General features: G+C 46.6%; 23 protein-coding genes and 1 riboswitch. Of the genes, 11 read left to right on the forward strand and 12 right to left on the reverse strand.

Features of this window, described 5'->3' with window-relative positions:
* The first annotated feature begins 43 nt into the window (after positions 1–43).
* Positions 44–904, forward strand: coding sequence for an IS4 family transposase (locus tag AC4E8B_RS19520; RefSeq protein ID WP_490215021.1), 861 nt, complete (start codon positions 44–46; stop codon positions 902–904).
* Positions 905–1,199: 295 nt separating this feature from the next.
* Here the strand turns inward: AC4E8B_RS19520 and AC4E8B_RS19525 are convergent, their stop codons facing one another.
* The 4 genes from AC4E8B_RS19525 to AC4E8B_RS19540 all read right to left on the reverse strand — a co-directional run bounded on the left by AC4E8B_RS19525 (position 1,200) and on the right by AC4E8B_RS19540 (position 6,697).
* On the reverse strand, positions 1,200–1,976 hold the full coding sequence (locus AC4E8B_RS19525) for a 3-hydroxybutyrate dehydrogenase (protein ID WP_490215022.1): 777 nt from the start codon (positions 1,974–1,976) through the stop codon (positions 1,200–1,202).
* A gap of 71 nt (positions 1,977–2,047) precedes the next feature.
* Positions 2,048–3,367 carry a GntP family permease gene (locus tag AC4E8B_RS19530; RefSeq protein WP_490215023.1) on the reverse strand — a complete coding sequence of 440 codons (1,320 nt, stop codon included), beginning with the start codon at positions 3,365–3,367 and terminating at the stop codon, positions 2,048–2,050.
* Between the two features lie 323 nt (positions 3,368–3,690).
* On the reverse strand, positions 3,691–5,055 hold the full coding sequence (locus AC4E8B_RS19535) for a sigma-54 interaction domain-containing protein (protein ID WP_490215024.1): 1,365 nt from the start codon (positions 5,053–5,055) through the stop codon (positions 3,691–3,693).
* A 454-nt stretch (positions 5,056–5,509) separates the two neighbouring features.
* Complete coding sequence (locus tag AC4E8B_RS19540; protein WP_490215025.1) at positions 5,510–6,697, reverse strand: MDR family MFS transporter; 1,188 nt, start codon at positions 6,695–6,697, stop codon at positions 5,510–5,512.
* A gap of 253 nt (positions 6,698–6,950) precedes the next feature.
* Between AC4E8B_RS19540 and AC4E8B_RS19545 the strand changes: the two genes are divergently transcribed.
* A complete protein-coding gene (locus tag AC4E8B_RS19545; protein ID WP_490215026.1) occupies positions 6,951–7,754 on the forward strand; it encodes an alpha/beta fold hydrolase in 804 nt (267 codons plus the stop codon).
* Between the two features lie 39 nt (positions 7,755–7,793).
* Here the strand turns inward: AC4E8B_RS19545 and AC4E8B_RS19550 are convergent, their stop codons facing one another.
* Both AC4E8B_RS19550 and AC4E8B_RS19555 read right to left on the reverse strand, forming a co-directional pair.
* Positions 7,794–7,976, reverse strand: coding sequence for a hypothetical protein (locus AC4E8B_RS19550; RefSeq protein WP_022544302.1), 183 nt, complete (start codon positions 7,974–7,976; stop codon positions 7,794–7,796).
* Between the two features lie 13 nt (positions 7,977–7,989).
* On the reverse strand, positions 7,990–8,253 hold the full coding sequence (locus AC4E8B_RS19555; protein WP_490215028.1) for a YtzC family protein: 264 nt from the start codon (positions 8,251–8,253) through the stop codon (positions 7,990–7,992).
* A gap of 323 nt (positions 8,254–8,576) precedes the next feature.
* Here AC4E8B_RS19555 and mnmL point away from each other — a divergent pair, with 323 nt between their 5' ends.
* Positions 8,577–9,548: a tRNA modification radical SAM protein MnmL/YtqA gene (gene mnmL, locus AC4E8B_RS19560; protein ID WP_490215029.1), complete on the forward strand. Its 972-nt coding sequence runs from the start codon at positions 8,577–8,579 to the stop codon at positions 9,546–9,548.
* Between the two features lie 102 nt (positions 9,549–9,650).
* A complete protein-coding gene (gene mnmM, locus AC4E8B_RS19565; RefSeq protein WP_490215030.1) occupies positions 9,651–10,223 on the forward strand; it encodes a tRNA 5-(aminomethyl)-2-thiouridylate-methyltransferase MnmM in 573 nt (190 codons plus the stop codon).
* A gap of 137 nt (positions 10,224–10,360) precedes the next feature.
* On the opposite strand, the gene AC4E8B_RS19570 is transcribed toward mnmM, so the two are convergent.
* The gene (locus AC4E8B_RS19570) at positions 10,361–11,452 is read right to left on the reverse strand and encodes a tetraprenyl-beta-curcumene synthase family protein (RefSeq protein WP_490215031.1); all 1,092 of its coding nucleotides are present in this window, start codon (positions 11,450–11,452) and stop codon (positions 10,361–10,363) included.
* A gap of 20 nt (positions 11,453–11,472) precedes the next feature.
* Positions 11,473–12,276 carry an alpha/beta hydrolase gene (locus AC4E8B_RS19575; RefSeq protein WP_490215032.1) on the reverse strand — a complete coding sequence of 268 codons (804 nt, stop codon included), beginning with the start codon at positions 12,274–12,276 and terminating at the stop codon, positions 11,473–11,475.
* A 166-nt stretch (positions 12,277–12,442) separates the two neighbouring features.
* Here AC4E8B_RS19575 and AC4E8B_RS19580 point away from each other — a divergent pair, with 166 nt between their 5' ends.
* Positions 12,443–12,955, forward strand: coding sequence for a gamma carbonic anhydrase (locus AC4E8B_RS19580; protein ID WP_490215034.1), 513 nt, complete (start codon positions 12,443–12,445; stop codon positions 12,953–12,955).
* Between the two features lie 120 nt (positions 12,956–13,075).
* Positions 13,076–13,951 carry a C39 family peptidase gene (locus AC4E8B_RS19585; protein WP_490215035.1) on the forward strand — a complete coding sequence of 292 codons (876 nt, stop codon included), beginning with the start codon at positions 13,076–13,078 and terminating at the stop codon, positions 13,949–13,951.
* Here AC4E8B_RS19585 and asnB read toward each other — a convergent pair.
* The 3 genes from asnB to AC4E8B_RS19600 form a co-directional block, all read right to left on the reverse strand.
* The gene (asnB, locus tag AC4E8B_RS19590; RefSeq protein WP_490219790.1) at positions 13,948–15,852 is read right to left on the reverse strand and encodes an asparagine synthase (glutamine-hydrolyzing); all 1,905 of its coding nucleotides are present in this window, start codon (positions 15,850–15,852) and stop codon (positions 13,948–13,950) included. The genes AC4E8B_RS19585 and asnB overlap by 4 nt on opposite strands.
* Positions 15,853–16,184: 332 nt before the next feature.
* A complete protein-coding gene (gene metK / locus AC4E8B_RS19595; protein ID WP_490215036.1) occupies positions 16,185–17,384 on the reverse strand; it encodes a methionine adenosyltransferase in 1,200 nt (399 codons plus the stop codon).
* Positions 17,385–17,815: 431 nt separating this feature from the next.
* Positions 17,816–17,994, reverse strand: a riboswitch (SAM riboswitch).
* 104 nt (positions 17,995–18,098) lie between these two features.
* On the reverse strand, positions 18,099–18,467 hold the full coding sequence (locus AC4E8B_RS19600; protein ID WP_490219792.1) for a thiol-disulfide oxidoreductase DCC family protein: 369 nt from the start codon (positions 18,465–18,467) through the stop codon (positions 18,099–18,101).
* 364 nt (positions 18,468–18,831) lie between these two features.
* Between AC4E8B_RS19600 and qoxA the strand changes: the two genes are divergently transcribed.
* Genes qoxA through qoxD form a run of 4 tightly spaced genes read left to right on the forward strand, consistent with a single transcriptional unit; the run spans position 18,832 to position 22,656 of the window.
* Positions 18,832–19,779 (forward strand): cytochrome aa3 quinol oxidase subunit II, encoded by a 948-nt coding sequence (gene qoxA / locus AC4E8B_RS19605; RefSeq protein ID WP_490215037.1) that lies wholly within the window; start codon positions 18,832–18,834, stop codon positions 19,777–19,779.
* A 41-nt stretch (positions 19,780–19,820) separates the two neighbouring features.
* Positions 19,821–21,773 (forward strand): cytochrome aa3 quinol oxidase subunit I, encoded by a 1,953-nt coding sequence (gene qoxB / locus AC4E8B_RS19610; protein ID WP_490215038.1) that lies wholly within the window; start codon positions 19,821–19,823, stop codon positions 21,771–21,773.
* Positions 21,773–22,369 (forward strand): cytochrome aa3 quinol oxidase subunit III, encoded by a 597-nt coding sequence (qoxC, locus tag AC4E8B_RS19615; RefSeq protein WP_490215039.1) that lies wholly within the window; start codon positions 21,773–21,775, stop codon positions 22,367–22,369. The genes qoxB and qoxC overlap by 1 nt, the downstream gene beginning before the upstream one ends.
* A gap of 2 nt (positions 22,370–22,371) precedes the next feature.
* A complete protein-coding gene (gene qoxD / locus AC4E8B_RS19620; protein WP_490215040.1) occupies positions 22,372–22,656 on the forward strand; it encodes a cytochrome aa3 quinol oxidase subunit IV in 285 nt (94 codons plus the stop codon).
* 391 nt (positions 22,657–23,047) lie between these two features.
* On the opposite strand, the gene AC4E8B_RS19625 is transcribed toward qoxD, so the two are convergent.
* Complete coding sequence (locus tag AC4E8B_RS19625; RefSeq protein ID WP_490215042.1) at positions 23,048–23,290, reverse strand: hypothetical protein; 243 nt, start codon at positions 23,288–23,290, stop codon at positions 23,048–23,050.
* 270 nt (positions 23,291–23,560) lie between these two features.
* Between AC4E8B_RS19625 and pckA the strand changes: the two genes are divergently transcribed.
* Entirely contained in the window at positions 23,561–25,150 is a 1,590-nt protein-coding gene (gene pckA / locus AC4E8B_RS19630) for a phosphoenolpyruvate carboxykinase (ATP) (RefSeq protein ID WP_490215044.1), read from the forward strand.
* The last annotated feature ends 74 nt before the right edge of the window (positions 25,151–25,224 follow it).

Below are 25,224 nucleotides of genomic sequence, written 5' to 3' on the forward strand. Positions count from 1 at the left end.
CCTTAGCCTTAAGGTTTTCCTCCAAATCCCAAAGGGATCCCCTTTGGCCGGGAGGCTTTCGGTAATTGACTCGACTGAAATCTCTTTACCGGAAAAGGCAGGCGAATGGGCGTATTCCTCAAAATCCAAAAATGGCGTTAAAATCCACTTGAAATTGGCCGTTCTGGATGAAAAAACTTATTATCCGGAAGATGCAATACTTTCCACAACAGGCGTTGCAGATAAGGAAGTATCCATTGATTTAGTAGTTGATAAGGATGCCACTTACGTAATGGATCGCGGGTATATCAACTACAGCCATTTCCATAATTGGATTGAGAGGAAAATCAATTTTGTCGTTCGTATTAAAGGAAATTCAAGGACCAAACTCCTCACGGAGCATTCGGTACCTTCCAACAGCCGAATTGTTAAGGATGCGGAGGTTGAAATCCACGATATCAAGAATGACCGGAAATTCCCTCTCAGGCTGGTGGAATTCCGGGATGAAAAGGACAATAAGTTTCGAATCCTGACCACACGAAGAGATCTTTCCGCCGAACAAGTGGCTGAAATTTACAGGATGCGTTGGAAAATCGAGCTTTTTTTCAAGTGGGTGAAACAGCACCTTAAACTCGTCAAGCTTTACAACCATAAGCCCGCAGCTGTTTGGAATCAATTATGGCTCGCAATGATTGCATATGGCATAAGCGAACTGATTAAAATCGAGACAGGTACTAAGCGGTCAACATGGCGGGTGCTTAAGCTTCTTCGGTTCTATTGGCATGATAGCTGGGACCGGTTTATCCAGGCTCTGGATCGAAAACCTACCAAACCATCAAAAGGAAGAAGGAAAAAAGGAAAGCCAGGTAGACGAAGGAAACATCCTAAAAAATTGAAGACTGTGCAAATCATCCACGGAAACTAAGAAGGAAAATTTTTAAAAAATGCGACCGTCATGTCTTTTTTGGCATGCCCTCATTTTCGAAAAAACAAGCTAATTAAAGCTAGTTTGAACAAATTTCCATTTTTAACCTCTTATTTGCAAGACTAGTGTGTTTTTTGAGTCGATAGCCGGAATTTCTCCGTCTATTTTAGCTATTTTTAGCGTTTTTTTGATTTTAGAGGGGATTTCTCCGCTTATTGTTCAACCTGTCACCGCTCCCATCATGCGAAGAGCCTAAAAAAAGATGCAGCAGCCCTGCAGGCTGCCTGCATCTTTATCACTGCACCGTATATCCCCCGTCAATGACAACAGCCTGCCCGGTTATGCCTTTTGCACCTTCCCCGGCCAGGAAAATGGCATAGGCGGCGATCTCGTCTACCGACAGCAGCCTTTTTTGCGGGACCAGAGGAAAGATTACTTCTTCAAGGACTTTTTCCAGAGGGACTTTTCTTGTGTCTGCCAGGTCTTTCAGCTGGTTTTTGACGAGCGGGGTATCCGCATAGCCCGGGCAGATGCTATTTACGGTGACTCCATAAGGGGCAGCTTCCAGCGCCGCTACCTTCGTCAGCCCGATGACCCCGTGCTTGGCGCTGTTATAGGCAGCCTTCCCTGCAAATCCAACCAGGCCATTGATCGAGGCCATATTGATGATCCTGCCGAAGCCCTGCTTTTTCATGAGGGGCAGGCTGTGCTTGATCGCGATGAATGGAGCAGTCAGCATGACCTTTAAAAGCAACTCGAATTTCTCTGTCGGGAAATCTTCAAGCATGGATACATGCTGAAGGCCTGCATTATTGATCAGTATATCCAGGCTTCCAAATTCATCCACTGCAGAATGAATGGACTTCTTGATGTCTTCTTCAAGCGTCACATCACATTTCAGTCCCACTGCCCTGAATCCCTCTGCCCTCACCTGTTCAGCGGCCTTTTCTACCGCTTCTTCCTGGATATCCGTCAACACAAGATTGGCTCCTTGCCTGGCAAAGCTTCTTCCTATCTCATATCCTATCCCCTGGGCAGCCCCGGTGATAAGAACTGTTTTTCCCTGCACCATTTCTTTTCTCCTTCCATAAGGGACAGAACAGGATTGAACATAATCCCGTTCTGCCTTTTTCTCCAAATCTGTTAAATGCCCAGTCCCAGCGAGAATAAGAGGATAGCCAACGCCAGGCCGAGCAGAGGAACGATGACAGTCACAATGCCGACAGCTCCGTATGCATCCTGGTGGGTCTCTCCGCAGATGGACCTGACCGTTGTGACCACATAGCCGTTATGCGGAAGGGAATCCAATGCACCCGACGAAATGGCCACTACACGGTGCAGGGCTTCAGGGTTGACTCCCATATCCATATAGTGCGGCGCAATCAGCGGCAGGGCGATTACCTGTCCGCCGGAAGCAGAGCCAGTCATCCCGGCGATAACACTGACCGCGATTGCTCCCCCGATCAGAGGGCTTCCAGGGATGTCTGTCATAAAATCGACCGCTGTCTGAAACGCAGGCACAGCCTTGGCCACTCCCCCAAAGCCGACAACCGCAGCAGTATTGCCTATGGCAATAAGCGCTCCAAGCGTCCCCTCCGAAACGGCATTCCAGAAGTTCCGGAAATATTTCCTGTTCAGCAGATAAGTAGCGATGACTCCACCCAATAAAGCAATGATAAGTGCGGATTGTGCAAGTGAATCATGAAAGATAAAGGCAATAATCAGAACGACTGCCAAAGGCAGGACTCCCATTGCAGGATGCGGAAGCTCTTTCTTCTCTGCCACTGGATCTGTTTCCCTCGAAATGAAGGTTTCGCCCTTGTTGACTGCCTTTGTAATGATCCTTTTCAGCCACCAGTATCCGAAAATCATCATAAAGACCGCGACGATAAGGCTGACCTCCCAGCCGGCATACGGAGATGTCCCCAGGTGTTCAATCGGAATCCAGTTTTGAATTTCAGGAGACCCCGCTGATGTCATGGTGAAGGTGACCGACCCGAATGCAAGTGCGGCCGGAATGAAGCGGCGCGGAAGATTGGCTTGCTTAAAAAGGCTCAATGCCATCGGATAAACAGAGAATGCCACAACGAACAAACTCACGCCTCCATACGTCAAAACCGCACAGGAAGCCACAATCGCAAGGACAGCATATTTCATTCCCAGCTTTCCGACAATCAGTTCAGCAACACTGTCGGCTGCACCGCTGTCCTCCATGACTTTTCCAAAGATGGCGCCGAGCAGGAACATCAGATACCAGGATGTCACAAACCCGGAAAAACCGGTCATATAATTTCCTACCAGGTTGGCCTCCCCTTCACCAGCCAACTGCGGAAACAGCGGCATCCCGCTTAACATCGCAACAAACAGAGCTGAAAGCGGCCCGACCACAAGCAGGTTCATGCCCCTCATCGTCAGGAATATCAGAAGGGCAAGCCCCCCTACCAATCCAATCATACTAAGCATTCGTTTTCCCCCTTATTATCTTTTTATTGAAACCGTTTACATTTTAATATGAATGCACCCTCCCATCGCAATAAATGACTGCATGATTACATAATGCAAGATGCGTGCCAAAGTGCCTGGATAAGGATTTGAGGGGAAAGATGGCCATTCTGTGAACTGTTTTTCCAGTTTTCCGGAATTATAGTTTCTGCTGATTAATATTGGGAGGAAGTATATATCACTAGATTCTTGACTTGGCCAAAAAAGCATGTAGTTCGTTTGTCTTCTTTCCTATTAAAAGCGACAGTCCGGAAAATCGGAAAACTTTCCGACCTTCCGGACTGCTAGATTTCCAACCCGTATTTTTTCACCTTTTCATAAAAAGTCGACTTGCTGATGCCTAATACTTTAGCTGCTTTAAGCTTATCATCTTTATACTTTTCCAGGCTTTGCGCCAGTACTCTCTTCTCTGTCTCTTCAAGGATTTCCTTCAGTTTGCTGCTCCCGATCGGGAGGACAGCTCTTTCCCGCAAATATTCCGGAAGAGATCCCTTCTGAATTCGTTCGTCACTGGTCAGGTAAATGGATGCTTCCATCACATTTTCTATTTCCCTGATGTTTCCCGGCCAGCTGTAGGACCGGAAGATTTGGCGCACCTCTTCATCGATGCCCGTTATTCTCTTTCCGGACTTTTTAGTGATTTTGCCTGTAAAATAGTCGACCAGCTCATCCAGGTCTTCCATTCGTTCTCTTATGGGCGGAATGAAAAACGGCACAACATTTATCCTGTAAAACAAATCCTCCCGGAAGCGTTTTTCCTCCATCATTTTCTCCAGCGGCCTGTTTGTCGCAGCGATGATCCGGACATCCACTGAGATGGGCTTAACGGAACCAACGGCCTCTACTTCACCTTCCTGAAGGACTCGAAGAAGCTTAACCTGCATATTGAGCGGCATATCGCCGATTTCATCCAGAAATAAGGTCCCACCATGCGCCAGCTGGAACTTTCCTTTTTTTCCGCCCTTTTTCGCCCCGGTAAAGGCACCTTCCTCATAGCCGAACAGCTCGGATTCCAGAAGATGCTCAGGGATCGCACCGCAATTGATTTTGACAAAAGGCTGGTGGCTCCGCGCGCTGAGCTGATGGATGCTGTGTGCAAAAAGCTCTTTGCCTGTCCCGCTTTCCCCCCTGATCAGAATGGATATATCGCTGGAAGCGATCATTTTTACTTTTTCCTTCAAGCTGGCGATCTGCCTGGAATCTCCAAGGATATCCTCAAGGCTGTATTTCACGCCGCTGTCGATATGCTGGATATAATTCTGGATTTTGTTCAGGAGGCTTTTGACATGGCTGTTCATCTTCATCCACTCCTGTGTATCGCGGAAAAAGACGGTTCCGAATGCGCCGATGATTTCTCCCCCCGACATGATCGGCATCCGGTTGGCAATCATATAATTCCCTTTTATATATTGTAGATCTGCCACTTCTTCTTTCCCGGTCGAGGCAACGATATGCATTCTTGTATTTTCGATCACACCGGTCACATGCCGGCCGATCACTTCGTCGCGTTCACAGCCGATAAACTCGCAATAATTGCGGTTGATATAGATGATATTGCCTTCCCTATCGACCACTACCAGCCAGCCGAAGGCATTTTCAACAATCGTTTCCAGGATTTCGTATGGAAGCTCCATTAATGTTTTGTTCATCTGCTTCTCCCTTTAACTCTAATCTTATTTCGAATTTTATCACATTTTTCTGATAATAATGGAGAGAGATAAAAAATTGGGACAAGCTGGGTTGATGTTTCTTTTTGATAAAAATAATATTTAAGTTCTTTTAAGTTGCTTCTGATTGCCATCAAAGTGGAAAACACTGTTCATTGCAGTGCAAGGCACGTAGATTCCTGCGGGAGATAGCGGCAATGCTGAGACCCCGCAGCGCGCAGCGTGAGGAGGCTCAGCGTCGCCCCACGGAAAGCGAAGTGCCTGGAACGGAAATGAACCCCCATCTTGTCGCCTGCCTTTGTAAATAACAATTTCACAGAACACTTGGACAGATTGGATGTCTGAAATCTGGGTGAAACAGAGTCTTACACGCCTGAGCCCAAAATCAACAAGGAGCAATACAGCCAAATAGAAAAAAAGCGCCGGAATCCGGCGCTCAGGATGCACGAACAGTCATTTCTTCCGACTGTTTCAGCTTTTTATCATACATAATGGTTGTAAAGATGGAAATGAACAGCAGACCGATCAATACTGAAAACAGCATGCCCATTCCATTCAAATCTACAAGGATCCCTCCAAGAAGCGGACCGATCATCCTGCCGCCGGTCGCCGTACTGTTGACGATTCCCTGGTAGAAACCTTCCCGCCCTTTTGGGGCCAGATCATTGGCGATAGTCGGCACAGCCGGCCAAATGAGCATTTCACCGATTGTCAAAATGACCATGGAGGCAATAAATGCCGAGAATTGCTCAGCAGAAGCTGCCAGGGCAAATGAAACGATGAATATGATGATCCCGGTAATGATCTGCGTCTTCAGATTCTTGCCGATTTTTTTCAGGATTACATTTAAGAACGGCTGCCCAAGGACTATAAGCGCTCCATTGATTGTCCAAAGCAGGCTGTATTGCCTTAGGGAGATGTTGATTTCCTGTGTATAAGCTGCAATCGTGGACTGCCACTGGACATAGCCGACCCAGCATAACAGATAGCCGGCACAAAGGATCAATAATGCGTACAGCTTGGCATGGTTCTTGATCCTTTTGTTTTCCTTCAGAACAGATGTCTGGTTTCCGGAAATCGTCTGGATCCCTTTATAACCAAAGACGGCTATCAGAAGGAAAATAATATACATCAATGCATTCGCAAGAAAAATCAATTGAAAAGAATATGAGGCGACAAGCCCTCCAAGAGCTGCCCCAACCGCAACACCCAGATTCTGTGCCACATAGATGGCGTTGAAGGATTTCCTCCCGCCTTCCTTCCAGACCGAACCGGCCATGGCATACATGGACGGAAAAACAATCCCGGATCCGAAGCCGATGACTGTCAGAAAGACCACATAATGCGGCCACCCATGCCAGATGGTAAGTCCGGTGAGAGCAAGTACAGTAATGCCTATTCCAAGGAGGACCGATTTGTATCCCCCGATTTTATCAAAAAGATATCCGCCGTATAAATTTCCGGCAACACTGGCTGCAGAATTGAGCATCAGCACAATCCCCGCAACCGACAGCGACTTGCCCAGATGGTCGTGAATGTAAATGGCATTAAGAGGCCACAAAAAAGAAGAGCCTGTTACATTCACCGCCATCCCTATAATTAAAAGCCAGAGGGCACGAGGCATGAAAAACGCTCCTTTGCTTGAATGATATTTCGAACACCAAAACAATTCTAGTGGTTTTTACCCTTCCCTGCAATAGAAAAGTTTCATGTTTTTCCGCCTAATGTTAACAGGAAATGAATAAAAATAAACAGAAGAAAATATTGTCCGGCCCAGCGGCTGTTTTTCACAGTAAAAACCTCGCGGCAGGCCTGTATAGCTTATGGGTTTATATTCAATTTTTGTCAAATGAAAATTTCATGAAGGAGGGTTTTTTATGCCAAAGGCAGCCATCAACGATTCACTTGAACTGTATTATGAGGAATCTGGGAGCGGGACGCCGGTCATTTTCATACATGGCGTCTGGATGAGCAGCGCTTTTTTCAGAAAGCAGATGGGAAATATTTCTGGAGCCAGGACCATCGCAGTCGATATGAGAGGACATGGAAAATCAAGCCAGCCGCACTCTGGCCATACTATTTCTTCGTATGCAAAAGATCTCCATGCCTTTATCGAAAAGCTTGAGTTAAAAAATGTAGTCCTGGCAGGCTGGTCAATGGGAGCTTTTGTTGTCTGGGAGTATATTCAGCAGTTCGGGGAGGAAAACCTGAAAGGTACGATCATTGTGGATGAATTGCCTTCTGACTTCAAATGGCCGGACTTTCCGATGGGTGCATTTGATATGCCAACCCTAATCCAGTTCATGCAGGAAATCCAAAATAACAGACAGGAGTTTGTGAGGGGATTTCTGCCGCTGATGTTTAGGGAAAATATTGCAGAAAATGATTTAGAGTGGATGATGGAGGCTGTTACAGCAATGCCTGAATCGATCGCTTCAAGCATCTTGTTTGATCAATCGATTGTTGATTATCGGACGCTCTATTCTACCCTGAAAAAGCCGTCCTTGCTCTGCTATGGCAGGGAGGAAAAACTGATACCGGTCGCAGCTGGCCAATATATACAGGAACACAGCACTGATTCTGAGCTGGTCATCTTTGAAGACAGCTGCCATTGCCCTTTCCTTGAAGAAGCTGATTTATTCAATCAAACGGTTGAAGGTTTCCTTGCCAGGCTGGGATAATAGGTGAAGCCGGCTCATTCAGGATGAGCCGGCTTCTTTTTATGATAGCTGTTCAGGCTCAGGATGCTGCTTGGACTTGATGGGCTGGCTCCCCAGATTTTTTTCATATTTCTTTTTTGATTCTTTTACAGGATCATAATCCCTGCCAAGCTCAATATCCTGATTGTTAATGCCGTTTCGCGTCTTTTGCTCCGGATTATTCTGTTTTGAACGCTTTTTCATCCCGCTTCCCCCCTTAATGCCTGAGCAGTGTCATGCTGTTCTGAAGCTGCTGCAGCTGAAGCCTCATCCTGTGGAGCTGCTCCCGCTGCTGTGCATTGGCGCTGTGTGCAAGGTCCGCCATATCATTGAAAGCAGCCTCAAGCCCCTGCATCGCATCTGTGTATTCATGATTGTTGAAGTGTTCCTGCATGCTTGCCTGCTGGTACTGCTCATTTGCATTTCTTATCGCATCTTCACACTGCTGAAGACATTGTTCTACAGATTGACGGGTAGCCATCTTATACCCTCCTTATAAATCTCAGTGGAGAAGCTTTAAGCTTCCCTATTAGTGTGTTTCACGGGAACATTTCTATCACAGACTTAAGGCGGGAAATCATGGCAGCTCCGATTCTCCATCCGGCTGATTGGCTGGTTTTTTCAAAAAAAACTGCTCTGTTAAACATTGCGGTTGATTTTGGGATCATTTAGCCCAAAATCAACATAGAACACTAACTAAGCTAAAAAAGTAAATAATGGCACACTGTGCCCCTTCAATTTAATTTATGGTAAAATCCATAATAGTAAAGCGGATGCCCGCGTCTATTAAAGGAGGTGTCTGACATGAATCAGGCCAATCCTTTTTCATATGCTTCAGACAATAAAAGATATCATACCTGGAACTACCATCTCCGCCAGGTTTTTGGCCATAAAGTCTTTAAAGTGGCTCTTGACGGAGGCTTCGACTGCCCGAACCGGGACGGTACACGGGCCTTTGGCGGCTGTACATTCTGCAGTGCCGCCGGCTCCGGAGATTTTGCCGGCAATCGTACTGATGATTTGGAAACCCAATTTAATGAAGTCAAACAAAAGATGCACCATAAATGGAAGGATGGCAAGTATATGGCCTATTTCCAGGCCTTCACCAATACACATGCACCTGTAGAAGTATTGAGGGAGCGCTACGAAAAGGTGCTTGCCCAGGAAGATGTTGTCGGCCTGTCGATAGCGACGCGCCCTGACTGCCTTCCCGATGATGTCGTTGAATATCTGGCTGAACTTAACGAAAGAACTTATCTATGGGTCGAACTTGGACTGCAGACGGTGCATGAAAGAACAGCCCAGCTGATTAACAGGGCACATGATTACCAGTGCTATGCTGACGGTGTCAGCAAGCTCCGCAGGCATGGCATTCGCGTCTGTTCACACATCATCAACGGCCTTCCGCTTGAAACGCCGGACATGATGATGGAGACGGCCCTTGAGGTGTCCAAGCTTGACGTTCAGGGAATTAAGATCCACCTGCTCCACCTTCTGAAAGGAACGCCGATGGTCAAGCAGTATGAAAAGGGGATGCTTGAATTCCTCTCCCAGGAAGATTATGTCCGGCTCGTCTGCGATCAGCTTGAAATCCTTCCTCCAGAAATGATCATTCACAGGATAACCGGGGATGGTCCAATCAATCTTATGATCGGCCCGATGTGGAGCGTCAATAAATGGGATGTTCTTAATTCCATTGATGCAGAGCTGAAGCGCCGCGGCAGCTGGCAGGGGAAATATTATAAACAGCCTTCCGGAACCGGTGCTTTACAGTAAATTCATGTCTGCTTCAGCTGCACCGGCAACAATCGGTGCAGCCTGTTTTGTCTTTATAGCTTATACCAATAATACATACTGTTATGCAATTGGAGGTTTGTCATGAAACTTGAGAGAATTCTTCCCTATGCCCGGACCATCCTTGAGAAAGCGGTAAGTCCCGGGGATATCGTTGTAGACGCCACTCTTGGCAATGGCCATGATGCCCTTTACCTGGCAAATCTGGTCGGGCCGAATGGGCGGGTATATGGATTTGACATCCAGGAACAGGCGATTCACAACAGCAAACTCCGCTTATCAGAGCATGGGATGGAAGGGAGGGCAACCCTTTTCCACAGCGGCCATGAACATCTGCTGGAATGCATTCCGCCTGTCCATCATGGCAAGATTGCTGCAGCCGTCTTTAATCTTGGCTATCTGCCCGGCAGCGATAAAACCGTCGTCACCCGTCCGCGCACAACCATTTCAGCGGTTGAACAGCTCCTGGAAGTCATGCCAGCAGAAGCTGTCATCGTCCTGGTGATCTACCATGGCCATTTTGAAGGGGCCGTTGAGAGGGACTATCTCCTGCGATATGTTAAAACGATTGAGCAGGAGCGCGCCCATGTCCTGCAATACCAATTTATCAATCAGGCCAATAAACCGCCTTTTATTATAGCCATCGAAAAAAGATGAAAGCCTGCCGCTGTGCAGGCTTCTTTGTTATAGTGCTGCACTGAAGATGAGGTAAACAGTGCCGGGTTTGGCAAGATGGTACTCTCTTTTTCCAATGAAAAAAGCGCTGATCTGAGACAGCGCTGTATAATGTTATTTTAAAAAAGCAGCCTGGCCAATCCTGCGGGCACCCATTTCTGCACGGTCCGATAGGCCCTTCCATTAAAATAAAAGAAAAGGCTGACCGGGCCGCCTGTTTTTATAATATGGCGGGCAAGGCGGCGCACATGCTTTTGCCTCCTCACTTTTTCATCGGATAGGTAAATGCCGAGCAGCCCCCTGTTGATGAGCCGGTGGAAGCTTTTGTGGGGAAGTTCTTCAATATGCTTATCCGCTTCGGCAATAAAATGCTGAAGCCGTGCAAACAGCTGCTGTTCATCCTGGTAGTAGAAGCAGAAATTCAAATCGCCCCCTTCCAGATCCTCCTCCTGATCGATCAGGTAATCGAGGAGGATATGAAGTCCCTGGATATAAGGAAAATAGCCGCGGCGGATTTTTACTGCATCCTCCTCGGCAAATTCATCCGACAGTGCGCAGGACACAAGACTGAATATGCCGAGTGTTGAGCCGGAGCACGCTGAAAATTCATACCATTCCATTTCAGGCACAGAATCCCTGTATTCTGCATGCCAATTTTGCAGCCTTGGAACACGTTCTTCGAGACAGACATGTTTATGGATCTGCAGATCGGAATAATAGCGGCAAAGCTCGTTCAGATAAGGGCGGATGCTTTCATAATGGCTGCAGGCCCGGAGCATCCCCCGGCAGGCTCCGGCCAATTCTGCGAGATACCCGCCGTCTTCTTTCTCCTGCCGCTCCCGGTAGTAGTCCCCGGTTCCCGGCTCAAGGGAAAGAGCATCTGCCATCGCTTCATGAAGGGCTGAGAAATCGGCAGGATCCAGAGAAGTGCTTCTGTCACAAAGGTTATCCAGATAATCACTGATAGTCTGATAGGCGACAATGAACCGGACAGCCTCCTTGTACCGGTCTTTGGCCAAGAGGGCCATGATGGCGCCTCCCTCGCAGTGAAAGGCTTTATGGGCGATGCTTGCCATCGCCTGCTTTCTCAGTTCCGGATCAGGGATGCTCTCTGCCCTTTCCCTCCAATACGCCAGCTCGCGGTGGACTTCAGGGATTATTTTTTTATATACCTTTGTCATTAAAGGAATCGGCATGGAGGGTACAGTCATTTCAACACCTCTTATACAAGTTATACAAGGTAGCCGAGCGTTTTCAGCTGGCTGTCGACAAAGTCCTTGGCATATTCAAAAATCTCTTCCCGTTCCGGTTCATTGAAAATTTCATGATAGCATTTAGGCCATTCCTTGAACCTCTTTTCAGAAAGGGGCGCCTGATTGAACCAGTTTTTGACCGTCGCTTTATTGACAATCTTGTCTTCCCCTCCCTGCATGACAAGCATGGGGATATCATGTGTCTTTTCCTGATTTTCAAAAGCGAGCTTCATGGCATGGACCAGCTCCCTGTACCATCTGACAGACACCTTCGTCACATAAAGGCTGTCATTCAGGTCTGCTTCCTGCACATCCTTGTTCCTTGTGGCCATTTCGATCGTCAGCCCGGAACTCATCCTGAGGCTCGGCGCCACTCTATTAAGACCGTAAGATAAAAGATTCAGCACCCCGGATGGCTTTTGAATCAGCCCGAGGCATGGCGAGGACAAAATGATCCCCGCAAGATTCATCCGTTCTTCCTGAATCAATCTGATCGAGGCAAGGCCTCCCATGCTGTGGCCGAGCAGAAATACCGGCAGCTCGAACTGATAGGCAGCCTGGACCCAGTCCTTAATTTCAAATATGTATTCATCAAAGGAGTCGATATGGCCTCTTCTTGATCTGGTTGTCATGCCCTGGCCGGGAAGATCGCCCATAATTACATGAAAACCGGATAAGCGCCACATTTCGATAAGCCAGCCGTATCGGCGATGATGCTCCATGGCCCCATGGACCATAACGATAACCGCTTTAGCTTCACCTTCAGCTTCCCATTTCCACATAGTCTTCCTCCTGTTTGTACACAAATTTTCCTACTTGCATTATCCTATAATCTGAACCTTTTTGCCAAATGGCAGCAGCGTTTAAAAATACACCATTGCAAAAAATGACAGCCCGCTCTGACAAAAAATGATAAAATCTAATTATTACGATTAGGGAGTGTATAAAATGATATACCCATATAAAGGGAAGATGCCCCGCATTTCGCAGACAGCGTACATTGCTGATTATGCAACCATCACCGGGGATGTGGAAATAGGAGATGAATCCAGCATCTGGTTCAATACCGTCATCCGCGGCGATGTAGCCCCGACTATCATCGGCAAAAAAGTAAATGTTCAGGACAATTCCGTCCTTCATCAAAGTCCTGATAACCCGCTCATCATTGAAGATGAAGCGACCATCGGCCACCAGGTCATTCTTCATAGCTGCACCATCCGGAAAAAAGCGCTGATCGGGATGGGCTCCATCATCCTCGACAACGCTGAAATCGGGGAAGGCGCCTTCATCGGGGCCGGCAGCCTTGTGGCTCAGGGCAAGAAGATACCGCCCAATACACTTGCATTCGGAAGGCCAGCCAAAGTAGTCAGGGAACTGACAGACGATGATATTAAAGATATGGAGCGGATCAGCCGCGAATATGCCGAAAAAGGCCAGTATTATAAGTCGCTCAAGAACTAGAAAAGCGGCTGCAGAACGGACATGCTAGTTACTTTATATTTACCCTATTGGAAGAAACTTATGCTTATCAGCCAAGTGCGGATGCATGTGACGGAACAAAGATAACACAGGGTGGTGCAGATGAATTATCTCTATATTGTTATTCTATTGCTGCTGATCTTTTTTCTTTCTCTTCTTTTTAAAGCAAAGCAAGGGAAACGGCTCTTCAGCCCTTTTATTCTATTTATCTTCATTGCTGTAATCCTTGCAGGGGCCATGGCTTTTGACCATAATCGCCCAGGTTCATCAGGGGGAATTGCGGACCTGGTTAAGTCATGGATCAGGACTCCTTTGTCAACAGCAAGTTCACTGTTGGACAAAACGCTTGATCGGCCGATCATCAAGATCAAGGAAGAAGTGCTGCTTGATGCTCCTGTCCTGCACCAGCTTCCGGAGCTTCCGCGCGGCTGCGAAGTCACCAGCCTCGGCATGCTGCTGCAGCACGCAGGGGTGCAGGCAGACAAAATGACGCTGGCCAAGGAGATTAAAAAGGAACCGACTCCCTATAAGAAGGACGGCAGCCAAGTTTATTACGGCCATCCAAACGATGGCTTCATCGGGGACATGTACTCTCTTGATAAGCCAGGTCTCGGCGTCTATCACAAGCCGGTCAAGGAACTGGCTGAAAAATACCTGCCTGGCGGTATAATCGATTTGACAGGTTCTGACTTCACAGAGCTGAAAACGCATCTATCCGATGGACAGCCTGTCTGGGTGATTACGAACACGGCCTATAAGAAATTGGCGCCGGATTTTTTTCAGACCTGGGAGACGCCTAGCGGGCCGGTTGAAATCACTTATAAAGAGCATTCTGTCCTTATCACCGGCTATGATGCCCAATATGTATATTTCAATGATCCGCTCACAGGAGAGAAAAATAAAAAAGCACCCATTGATGGCTTTGAAGAAGCCTGGGTGCAGATGGGAAGACAGGCAATCACCTATCTTTCCCGCTAGCCTTTCATTGGCTGAAAGGATGGTTCGCCGATCAGTTCCTTTTCAAATGAATATTTCTTTTCGACATATATGTCATGCCAGAGCATAAACATGAGCACAGTCCAGATTTTCCGGCTGTTGTCTGCTTTATCCTGGCAGTGGTCTTCAAGAAGCTTCAGAATATAATCTTTATTGAGCAAATGATCCGTGCTGCTTTCGCGGATTATTTTTTTTGCCCACTCGTTCATTTCATCCTTCAGCCAGTGGCGGATCGGGACAGGGAAGCCGAGCTTCTTCCGGGTGAGGACATGGTCAGGCACAACGCCTTCCGCTGCTTTCCTCAGAATATATTTGGTCGTTCCATTGGCCGTCTTCAGATTTGTCGGGATCCTTGATGCTACATCGAAGACTTCTTTATCAAGAAATGGCACGCGAAGCTCAAGGGAATGGGCCATAGTCATTTTATCAGCCTTCAATAAAATATCGCCGCGCATCCAGGTGTGGATATCAATATACTGCATACGGTCCACAGGATCATAGCCCTGGCTCTCCGCATATAAAGGCCTTGTGATATCTTTATAATCGATGCCGTTCTGGTAGACGCCAAGCAGCCTGCGCTTTTCTTCTTCCGAGAACATTTTTGCATTTCCGATATATCTTTCTTCCATCGGCGTCACGCCTCGTTCAATGAAGCTTTTGCCTTTCATGCCCTCAGGCATCATCCTGGCAATCAGCTTCAGGAGGGATTTCCCAACCTGCGGTATTTTATTGAACATTTCAAGCGACTGGGGCTCACGGTAGATATTATAGCCGCCGAACAGCTCATCCGCACCTTCCCCTGAAAGGACCACTGTTACATGCTTGCGCGCTTCACGGGCAACGAAGTATAAAGGCACACAGGCCGGATCTGCCAGCGGATCATCCATATGCCACATAATCCGTGGCAGTTCATCCATATACTCCTGCGGCGAGATCACATAGCTGATGTTTTCAAGGCCGAGCTTATCCGCCGTTTCTTTAGCCACATCAATTTCACTGAAGCCATTCCGCTCGAAACCGACAGAAAAAGTTTTGATATTCGGATGATATTCTTTTGCAATGGATGCAATAATGGAAGAATCAATGCCGCCTGACAGGAATGAACCGACCGGCACATCGCTTCGCATATGCATTTTAACAGAGTCGAACAGAACATCCTTGATTTCTTTCACAAATTCCGGCTCAGACTTCCGGACAGGCTGGAAGGATGCTTTCCAATAGCGCTTGATATCCATAGGAGAACCGATTTTCTTTGTAAAATAATGGCCAGGCTCAAGCTTGTGGATGCCTGCAGACATGGTTTCCGGCTCCGGAACGAACTGGTATGTCAAATAGTGCTGGAGGGACTCATAATTGAGGACGTCGTTTTCCAGCGCCATCAGGATGCTTTTCTTTTCAGAAGCAAAGAATGTTTTCCCGTCATTATCAAGGTAGAAGAAAGGCTTGATGCCAAAAGGATCCCTGGCACCGTATAAGGACTGCTCCTGCTTATCCCAGATGACAAATGAAAACATCCCGCGGAGCTTCTCCACCGCTTTTTCCTTCAGGTGGCTGTAGAGCGCAATGATTACTTCTGTATCAGAATGCGTCTCAAATGTCAGGCCTTCTTTTAAAAGCTCTTCCCGGAGCTCCACATAATTGTAGACTTCTCCGTTAAAAATGATCCAGTATCTTTCATTTTCATAGGTAAGAGGCTGATGGCCGCATTCGATGTCAATGATGCTCAGGCGGCGGAAGCCGAACTGAATATGCTCATCATGATAGTAACCTGCATCATCAGGTCCCCTGTGGGTAATGATATTATTCATATTTTCAAACTGCTGTTTTTGCGCATCGTTCAGAACTTGCGCATTTTCATGGACACAGCCGATAAAACCGCACATTATGTAGTTCACCTTCTTCAATTTAGTCACAATCCCATTCCGTCTAAAAACAGCCAGCGGAAGGCATTCATGCCAGCGCAGTCTTTGACCGGCCAGCCATAATTTACAATAAAACACATTGTTTTCCCAAAAAACATACTCTCTAATACTACCACTAAACACAAAAAAATGGCACTATCAACATGAAAAATGGGTCCGGGAAAAATTAGGCATTTACCTGAATTATTAACATATCAGCAGGCCGTTAAACGCTTCTGTCACATTAGACGGAATAGAAAAAAAGCGGGAGCTGCCTATTTCAGCACTCCCGCTTTTTTATGTTCATATCATATTTATTTCCCAGCCTGCTGGCTCAATGAGTCTGCTTTATCTGTGCGCTCCCATGGAAGGTCAACATCTGTACGGCCGAAATGTCCGTAAGCTGCAGTCTGCTTATAGATTGGGCGGCGCAGGTTCAGCATATTGATGATGCCTGCCGGGCGAAGATCAAAGTTATCCCGGACAAGATCGACAAGCGTATCTTCGCTTACAGTCCCTGTTCCGAAGGTATCTACTGAAATGGAAACCGGCTGCGCTACGCCGATTGCGTAGGCAAGCTGGACTTCAACCTTATCAGCAAGACCGGCAGCGACGATATTCTTCGCTACATAGCGGGCTGCATAAGCTGCTGAACGGTCAACCTTTGTAGGATCTTTGCCGGAGAATGCGCCTCCGCCGTGGCGCGCATATCCGCCGTAAGTATCAACAATGATTTTGCGGCCAGTCAAACCTGCATCGCCTTGAGGTCCGCCGATAACAAAACGGCCTGTAGGGTTGATGAAGTATTTAGTATTTTCATCGATCAGTTCTTTTGGAACGACCGGATTGATGACATGTTCTTTCAGGTTGCGCTGGATTTGCTCCAGGCTGATTTCTGGATGATGCTGTGTAGAGATGACGATGGTATCGATGCGCACAGGCTTGTCGTTCTCATCATACTCAACAGTCACCTGTGTCTTGCCGTCCGGACGGAGGTAAGGAAGAATCTCTTCTTTGCGTACTTCTGTCAGGCGGCGCGACAGTTTATGTGCCAGGGAAATCGGAAGAGGCATAAGCTCTTTCGTTTCGTTGCAGGCAAAGCCGAACATAAGGCCCTGGTCTCCTGCGCCGATTGCTTCGATTTCTTCATCCGACATTTGTCCTTCGCGTGCTTCAAGCGCCTGGTCAACACCCATTGCAATGTCAGCTGACTGCTCATCAATGGATGTCAGTACGGCACAAGTTTCGGAATCAAAGCCATATTTAGCACGGGTATAGCCGATCTCCTTGATTGTTTCACGGACAAGCTTTGGAATATCAACATATGTAGATGTTGTAATTTCACCTGCAACAAGCACTAGTCCTGTTGTAACAGATGTTTCAGCAGCAACGCGGGCATTTGCGTCTTTTGCTAAGATAGCGTCTAAAATAGCATCAGAAATCTGGTCACAGATTTTATCCGGATGACCTTCAGTAACTGATTCAGAAGTAAACAAACGGCGTTTATTTGACATCTGATTTCCTCCTTATTTATAAGAATAGAGTGAGGTTCTTATCCGGCGCTACACCTTATTCTTCCCCTCGGATTGATACGGTACTCATTCCCTAAGTAGTATTGAATAAACATGGAGTTTTTATCCCGCTCTCGCGTATGCATTGCTTCACAATCTGCATAACCGGCTGGTCCTGTCCCCCGGGACCGCAAGCCTTCAGACAAGTGCTGAAAGAGCAGGCCGCCGCTGATGCAGAGAACCGGTCAAAGGCATTATATATAAGCCAGGCACAATCAGATTGTATGATTTTATCCTGTTAAATGCATAGCCCTTGTAAATCAGCTTTATGCAAAAACTTCCATAATATGCAATTAAAAGACTTCCCTCAAAATGCAAAATAAAAAACCTTCCCAAAGTGAAAAGGTTGAAAGCAAAATGATTCGCGCCTTTCACTCTTATCGTTCAAGGAATTCTTCCTTGCGTCAGGTTAGCACCTTTGCTAAAAACAGGCCATCGCTGGCTGTAATTTGAACCGTTATGCTCTTTTCAGCATATATCCGTTTTCAAAAAGCATCATTAGCAGGTTGCTGGGTTTCATCGGGCCTGTCCCTCCACCAGCTCGGGATAAGAGAGTATCCGTTCAAGGTAAAATCATAACGTACAGATGTAGTGGCGTCAATCATTTTCTCCACTATAGCAAGAACAATTTTATATTGTCTCATATATGGAAATGACTCAGAGGGAACAGCTGCCATCCTTGCATTTCTTCCTAAGCAGTTTATGCCTGTTCCGTGCAATCCACCTGTATGCCGGAACCCCGGCAGCAGATGCCAAAGGAAGATGCATACAGAGCCCTAAAACGAAGGTAAGGGGGAACAGCAGCAGCAGCCTTCTGACTGCATAGAAACCCTTCAGGACCTTTTTTTCAGGTGTTATAATATGAAGCTCTTTCCTCAGCTCCCTGCTGCTGAATTGAAGCTCTCCATGTTCCTGTTCATATTTTTGCAATGAAACCCACTCTACCCGATGAAGCAGGTCAAGCTTCCCGAAAGATTTCTTCGTCATTTGGCAAAGCTGGCAAGTATTGTCGTAAAGGGCAATCATTTTCACATTACCATCTCCCGCCTGTAGTCGTTCATCTTATTAAATTTTACCATACCTTTCAATCATTCTTAAAGCACGATAAACTTATATCTATATAATATATGTTTCAATGAATATAATGCCTTCCCTCTTTATCTCCAGCAGCGTTCACCGCTTTAAGCACCCCCTTGAATTTGTGTTGTGCAAATAATATGCCGCAAAGTTCGGAAAGAATTTCTATCTTCTTGAACAATTTGTGACACCTTTCACATTCTATTGAATTACCCTATAAAATTGCTTATGATGATAACAGATTGTGAACTATGTAACATATACACTATTTTTATGTTATTAAACTTTCAGCCAGTGAGAAAGGGGCTTATCCATGAAAAAGAAATATTCTTTGCTTTTAGGAATATTTACAATCATTACTATTCTATCAGGCTGTGAGCCGCTGATGGTGCTGGATCCCAAAGGTCCTCAGGCTGCCGTCCAGGCAAAAGACATTATTCTGTCAACGGCAATCATGTCTGTCATCGTCCTTGTGGTTTTTGCCATGCTTGCTTACATGCTCTATAAATACCGCTCTTCGAAGCAAAGCAAGGATTATGAACCGCCGCATATTAAAGGAAACCTGCTCGTCGAAGCGGTCTGCGTCGGAATCCCTGTCCTGATCGTCATCTTCCTTTCAGTCGTATCCACTCAGAGCAACTATAAAGTGGAATCAGCACCGACAGGATATGGCGACAAAGAGCCTTTAGTCGTATACGCATCATCTTCCAACTGGAAATGGCATTTCAGCTATCCTGAAGAAGATATCGAAACAGTCAACTATCTATATGTACCGACTGACCGCCCGCTTGAATTTAAGCTCTATTCATACGGACCGATCACAAGCTTTTGGATCCCGCAGCTTGGCGGACAAAAATATGCCATGGCTGACATGGTCAATACGCTGCATCTGGGCGCAGATGAACCCGGCGAATATATGGGGCGCAATGCCAACTTCAACGGAAAAGGCTTTGCTGAAAATACATTCAATGTAACAGCCATGCCGCAGGAAGAGTTTGACCAATGGGTGGCTGACGTCAAAAAGACGGCTGAGCCGCTTACTGAAGAAAAATTCGATGAACTGCTTGAACCGGGTCATCTTGGACAGTCCACCTATACCGGAACACATCTTGAATTCATGCCTGCTCCTGAAGGCGAGCATGGCGGCCATAACCATGGTTCCAGCTCTGACAGTGATGATGCTGACTCAGATCATGAACATATGGATATGGAAGAGGACGGATCTGGCAGCAATGGCCACTCAGAACATGAAGGCCATTAATAAGAACAGAACCGCTACCCTAGAAAGGAGTTTAAAATCCTATGGAATTCTTTGAACGTTTTGCCATTCCGCATCCCAGCCCTGTTATCTATGCGTCAATGGTTGCTATAGGTTTAACGGTTATTGCCATCATCGCAGGCTTGACCTATTTCAAAAAATGGGGCTATCTGTGGAGAGAATGGCTGACAACAGTCGATCATAAACGGATTGGGATCATGTACCTGATTTCTGCCCTGCTCATGCTTTTCCGGGGCGGCGCAGATGCCATCATGATGCGCGCCCAGCTGGCTGTGCCTGATAATACCCTTCTTGACGCACAGCACTATAATGAAATTTTCACAACGCACGGAACAGTTATGATTCTGTTCATGGCAATGCCATTCATCATGGCATTCATGAACTTTGTCGTGCCGCTCCAGATCGGGGCACGCGACGTTGCTTTCCCTAAGCTTAATGCACTCAGCTTCTGGCTCTTCTTCATGGGTGCCATGCTGCTGAACATCTCATTCGTCATCGGCGGCTCGCCTGATGCCGGCTGGACTTCCTACTTCCCGCTTGCAGGGACAGAGTTCAGCGAATCAGTCGGAACGAACTATTATATGTTCTCACTGCAAATCGCAGGTTTGGGTACATTGATGACCGGTATCAATATGGTAACAACCATCCTCAGGATGCGTGCGCCTGGCATGACATTGATGAAGATGCCGATGTTCACTTGGTCATCACTTGTTGCCAGCATCATTATCGTATTTGCTTTCCCTGTGCTGACTGTTGCTCTTGCAATGGGATCTCTTGACAGATTATTTGCCACTAACTTCTTTACGACCAGCAATGGCGGTATGGATATGCTGTGGGCTAACTTCTTCTGGGTATGGGGACACCCTGAGGTATACATCCTGATACTTCCTGCTTTCGGTATATACAGCGAAATCATCTCAACGTTCGCACGCAGGAACCTTTATGGCTATAAATCAATGGTAGGATCCATGGTGATCATTTCACTCTTGTCCTTCCTTGTCTGGACTCACCACTTCTTTACAATGGGCCAGGGAGCTTTAACAAACAGTATTTTCTCTATTACGACCATGGCGATCGCCGTGCCGACCGGGGTTAAGATTTTCAACTGGCTCCTGACACTTTGGAAAGGGAAAATCACCATTACGACGCCAATGCTTTACTCCCTGCTCTTCATCCCGATTTTCACAATAGGCGGGGTAACAGGCGTTATGCTCGGCATGTCGGCTGCGGATTACCAGTACCATAATACTATGTTCCTGGTTGCCCACTTCCACATGGTTATCATCCCGGGTGTTGTATTCGCGATGCTTGCCGGATTCCATTTCTACTGGCCGAAAATGTTCGGCTATATCCTGAACGAAAAAATCGGCAAGCTGACTGCATGGATCATCTCCATGAGTACGCTCCTTGCTTTTATGCCGATGTTCTTCTCAGGCTTGGACGGACAGGCACGCCGTGCGTACACTTATTCTGAAGCTACAGGATACGGCATCTGGAATATGCTTTCCTTTATAGGAGCTGCAGGCCTTGCTGTCGGATTCGCCTTGATTGTTTACAATGTGTACTACAGCACACGCTACGCTTCAAGAGATATCGGTTCAGATCCTTGGGATGCACGTTCTCTTGAATGGGCGACTAATACACCGGTGCCGGTATATAACTTTGCCGTGCTGCCTGAAGTTAAGACTTCTGAAGGGCTTTGGGATGCGAAAATGCACGGACACAATTTGTTCCCTGGCAAATATGAAGAAATCCATATGCCGAATAACAGCGGCTTGCCTTTCATACTGAGCTGCATCTTCTTTGCATGGGGCTTCTCCTTCATTTTTGCTATGTGGATTCCAGTCATCATTGCGACGATCGGCATCTTTGCCTGCATGGCAGTATGGTCGTTCCAAAAAGATTATGGCTACCATATCCCGGTTAAGGAAATCGAACAAACTGAAAATGAAACTAAAATGCGGGGTGCTAACTAATGAAAATAGATCACTCGCTGCCGCTTGAATTCAGTACTGAAGAAAATAAGACGAAGATTTTAGGATTCTGGATTTTCCTTGGTGCGGAAATCATGCTTTTCGCAACACTTTTTGCCGGATATTTTACCTTGGTGGACAGGACCGGAAACGGTCCGTCTGCCGGTGAAATCTTTGAAATCACACCGGTTTTAATAGAGACATTTGTTCTTTTGACAAGCAGCTTCACGATCGGGCTGGCTATTCACGCTATGAGGCTCGGCAATAAAAAAGCAATGCTTGCATTCTTCGGGATCACTATTGCTCTTGGAGCAGGATTCTTAGGAGTAGAAATTTTTGAATTCACCACTTATGTGCATGAAGGTGCAGGGCTTCAGACAAGCGCCTTTACAGCGATTCTGCTCACTACACTGGGGACTCACGGACTTCACGTCACATTCGGGATTTTCTGGGGACTGGCAATCATGCTTCAGGTGAAAAAACGCGGATTGAATCCCCACACTGCCAATAAGTCGTTCATCTATTCACTTTACTGGCACTTCCTTGATGTTGTGTGGATCTTCATCTTCAGCTTCATTTATCTGAAAGGACTGATGTAAACATGAGCGAATTATTTCCTCGCAAACAAGTGATGGGCTTTGTGGCTTCGTTAGTCCTGACAGCGGTGGCCCTCATGGTTTACTTCTTTGATATGTCCTATGCAGTCGGGCTGACGATCCTTGTTATTACGGCATTCATCCAGGCTGCCCTGCAGCTGGTTGTGTTCATGCACGCAGGTGAGTCAGAGGATAAAGGTACGATTTTTACCAATATTTATTATTCGATCTTTATTGCCCTGGTGACTGTGTTTGGTACATTGCTCACTATGATTTGGGGTTATATGTAGGATTAAAAGCGGAAGCGCCTTGTTTAAGGCATAAGAAATAGGAGAGCCTTTTGTGGCGCTCCTATTTTTTTTGGCTTATAAATGAGGGCTGTTGATTTGCGTTCCAGGCACTTCGCTTTCCGCGGGGCGAAGTTGAGCCTCCTCGCGCTCCGCGCTGTGGGGTCTCAACATTTTCGCTGCAATCCCGCAGGAGTCTACGTGCCTTGCACTCCAATCAACAGGCGGTTCCAATTTTTTTGTGCTTTTTGGGTTCCCGTATTTATTAATCCATTACTATACCTGTAGTTCATGATCATAGCTTCATCTAAAAAAGCACATAGAACCCAAAAGGCAGTGAAAATATTTCAGTACCCTTTTTCCTGCAAAACAAAAGGAGCGTCAACGGACGCTCCTATTTTTTATGTTGTACTGTCAGTCTGCAGCCTTCTGTTTTTTCGAGCATTTCTTCTGTTGCTTTAAAGAAGGTGCCCATGAGGAAAATGAAAACTGCCCCGATGACCATCCCGATTCCGACAGGAGTCAGTAAGCTGGAACCGCTTGCAAAAAATCCAGCCAGAAAAGTGAGAATTCCTGCTGCCAGGATGGCTCCGCCGATATTTTTGGTGAAGATAATAATCTTTTGATTGTTGTTCATGCTTATCGCTCCCCTTTTTTCATTATTATCCATCTTTGTTCACTATATTGTCAATATATATTCACAAAATATCCCTTGACTTTAGTATTTTTTTACCCATCATAAAGGTAATTCATGCAGTATTCATGTGAGAATAGGAGAATTGTTACAATTTATTGTTACCACAAGGAAAAAAGTTAAATAGTATAGATTAATTATATAAATGTGTTATACTATTACTGAGATGTAATCACTTTCAAAAACAAATTGGCAAAGGAAGGTATTCATCAGATGAACTCTGTAAGCATCCCAAATGAACTTAGCACCCTATTGCAAGGCCGTAACATTCAAATGCAATTGTCTGTACCCCAGCTTGTGGAAAAAGTACTGAATAAACAGGAAGGCATCCTGACGGCAACTGGTGCAGTCTGCGCCACAACCGGAAAATATACCGGCCGGTCGCCAAAGGATAAATATATTGTTGAAGAAGCATCCGTGAAAGATAAAATTGACTGGGGACTGGTTAACCAGCCTATTTCTGAGAAAATCTTTTCTAACCTTTATACTAAAGTAATCGATCATTTGAGAAATAAAGAGGAAGTTTACGTGTTTAAGGGTTTTGCAGGAGCGGATACAAAGCACAGGCTCCCTATTCAGGTAATCAATGAATATGCATGGCATAATCTTTTTGCCCATCAGCTTTTCATCCGTCCGTCCGAGGAGGAACTGCTCGAGCATGAAGCTGCCTTCACAGTCATTTCTGCCCCTGATTTTAAAGCAGATCCGGCTATTGACGGGACTCAATCTGAAACATTCATCATTGTCTCTTTTGAACGCAGGACCATTCTGATCGGCGGTACAGAATATGCAGGGGAAATCAAAAAGTCGATATTCTCGATCATGAATTATGTCCTTCCGGAAAACGGCATCCTGCCTATGCACTGTTCCGCAAATGTCGGTACAGAAGGCGATGTTGCCCTTTTCTTCGGTCTGTCCGGAACAGGAAAAACAACGCTTTCTGCTGACCCAAGCCGCCGCCTGATCGGCGATGACGAGCACGGCTGGTCATCAACTGGGGTTTTTAATGTCGAAGGAGGATGCTATGCAAAATGCATCGGCCTGACACACGAAAAGGAACCGCAGATTTTTGACAGCATCCGCTTCGGTTCAGTCCTTGAAAATGTCATCGTCAACCAGGATTCGCGTCTTCCCGATTACGACGACAATACATTGACTGAAAATACCCGTGCGGCATATCCGCTCCAGGCTGTAGACAATATCGTCGATCCGAGCGTCGCCGGCCACCCGAACACCATCATATTCCTGACAGCGGATGCCTTTGGGGTGCTCCCTCCAATCTCCAAGCTGTCCAAGGAGCAGGCTATGTACCATTTCCTGAGCGGCTATACGTCAAAGCTTGCCGGAACGGAGCGCGGCATCACTTCTCCACAGGCGACGTTCTCAACATGCTTTGGTTCGCCGTTCCTGCCTTTGCCAGCGATGAGATATGCCCAAATGCTCGGCGAGAAAATCAGCGAGCATAATGCAAATGTCTTCCTTGTCAATACAGGCTGGACAGGCGGGGAGTATGGAACAGGCAGCCGCATGAAGCTTGCCTATACACGCGCAATGGTTCAATCTGCCTTGATCGGCGAACTCAATCATGCTGAAACGGCAAAGGATGAAATTTTCGGCCTTGAAATTCCGCTTCATGTGCCTGGTGTGCCTGATGATGTCCTTCAGCCAGTGAAAACATGGGCAGACCCTGAAGCATATGCCGAAAAAGCAAAAGAGCTTGCCGCGCAATTCAGGGCCAATTTCAAGAAATTCACAGACGTACCTGCTGAAATCGAGGAAAAAGGCGGTCCTTCAGAAGCTTAACCACACATTCAAACGCGCAGGCAGCCGCTTCAGCGGACAGCCTCCCGCGCGTTCACACTGATAGACCTTAAACA

Source organism: Bacillus sp. SRL543 (assembly GCF_984799205.1).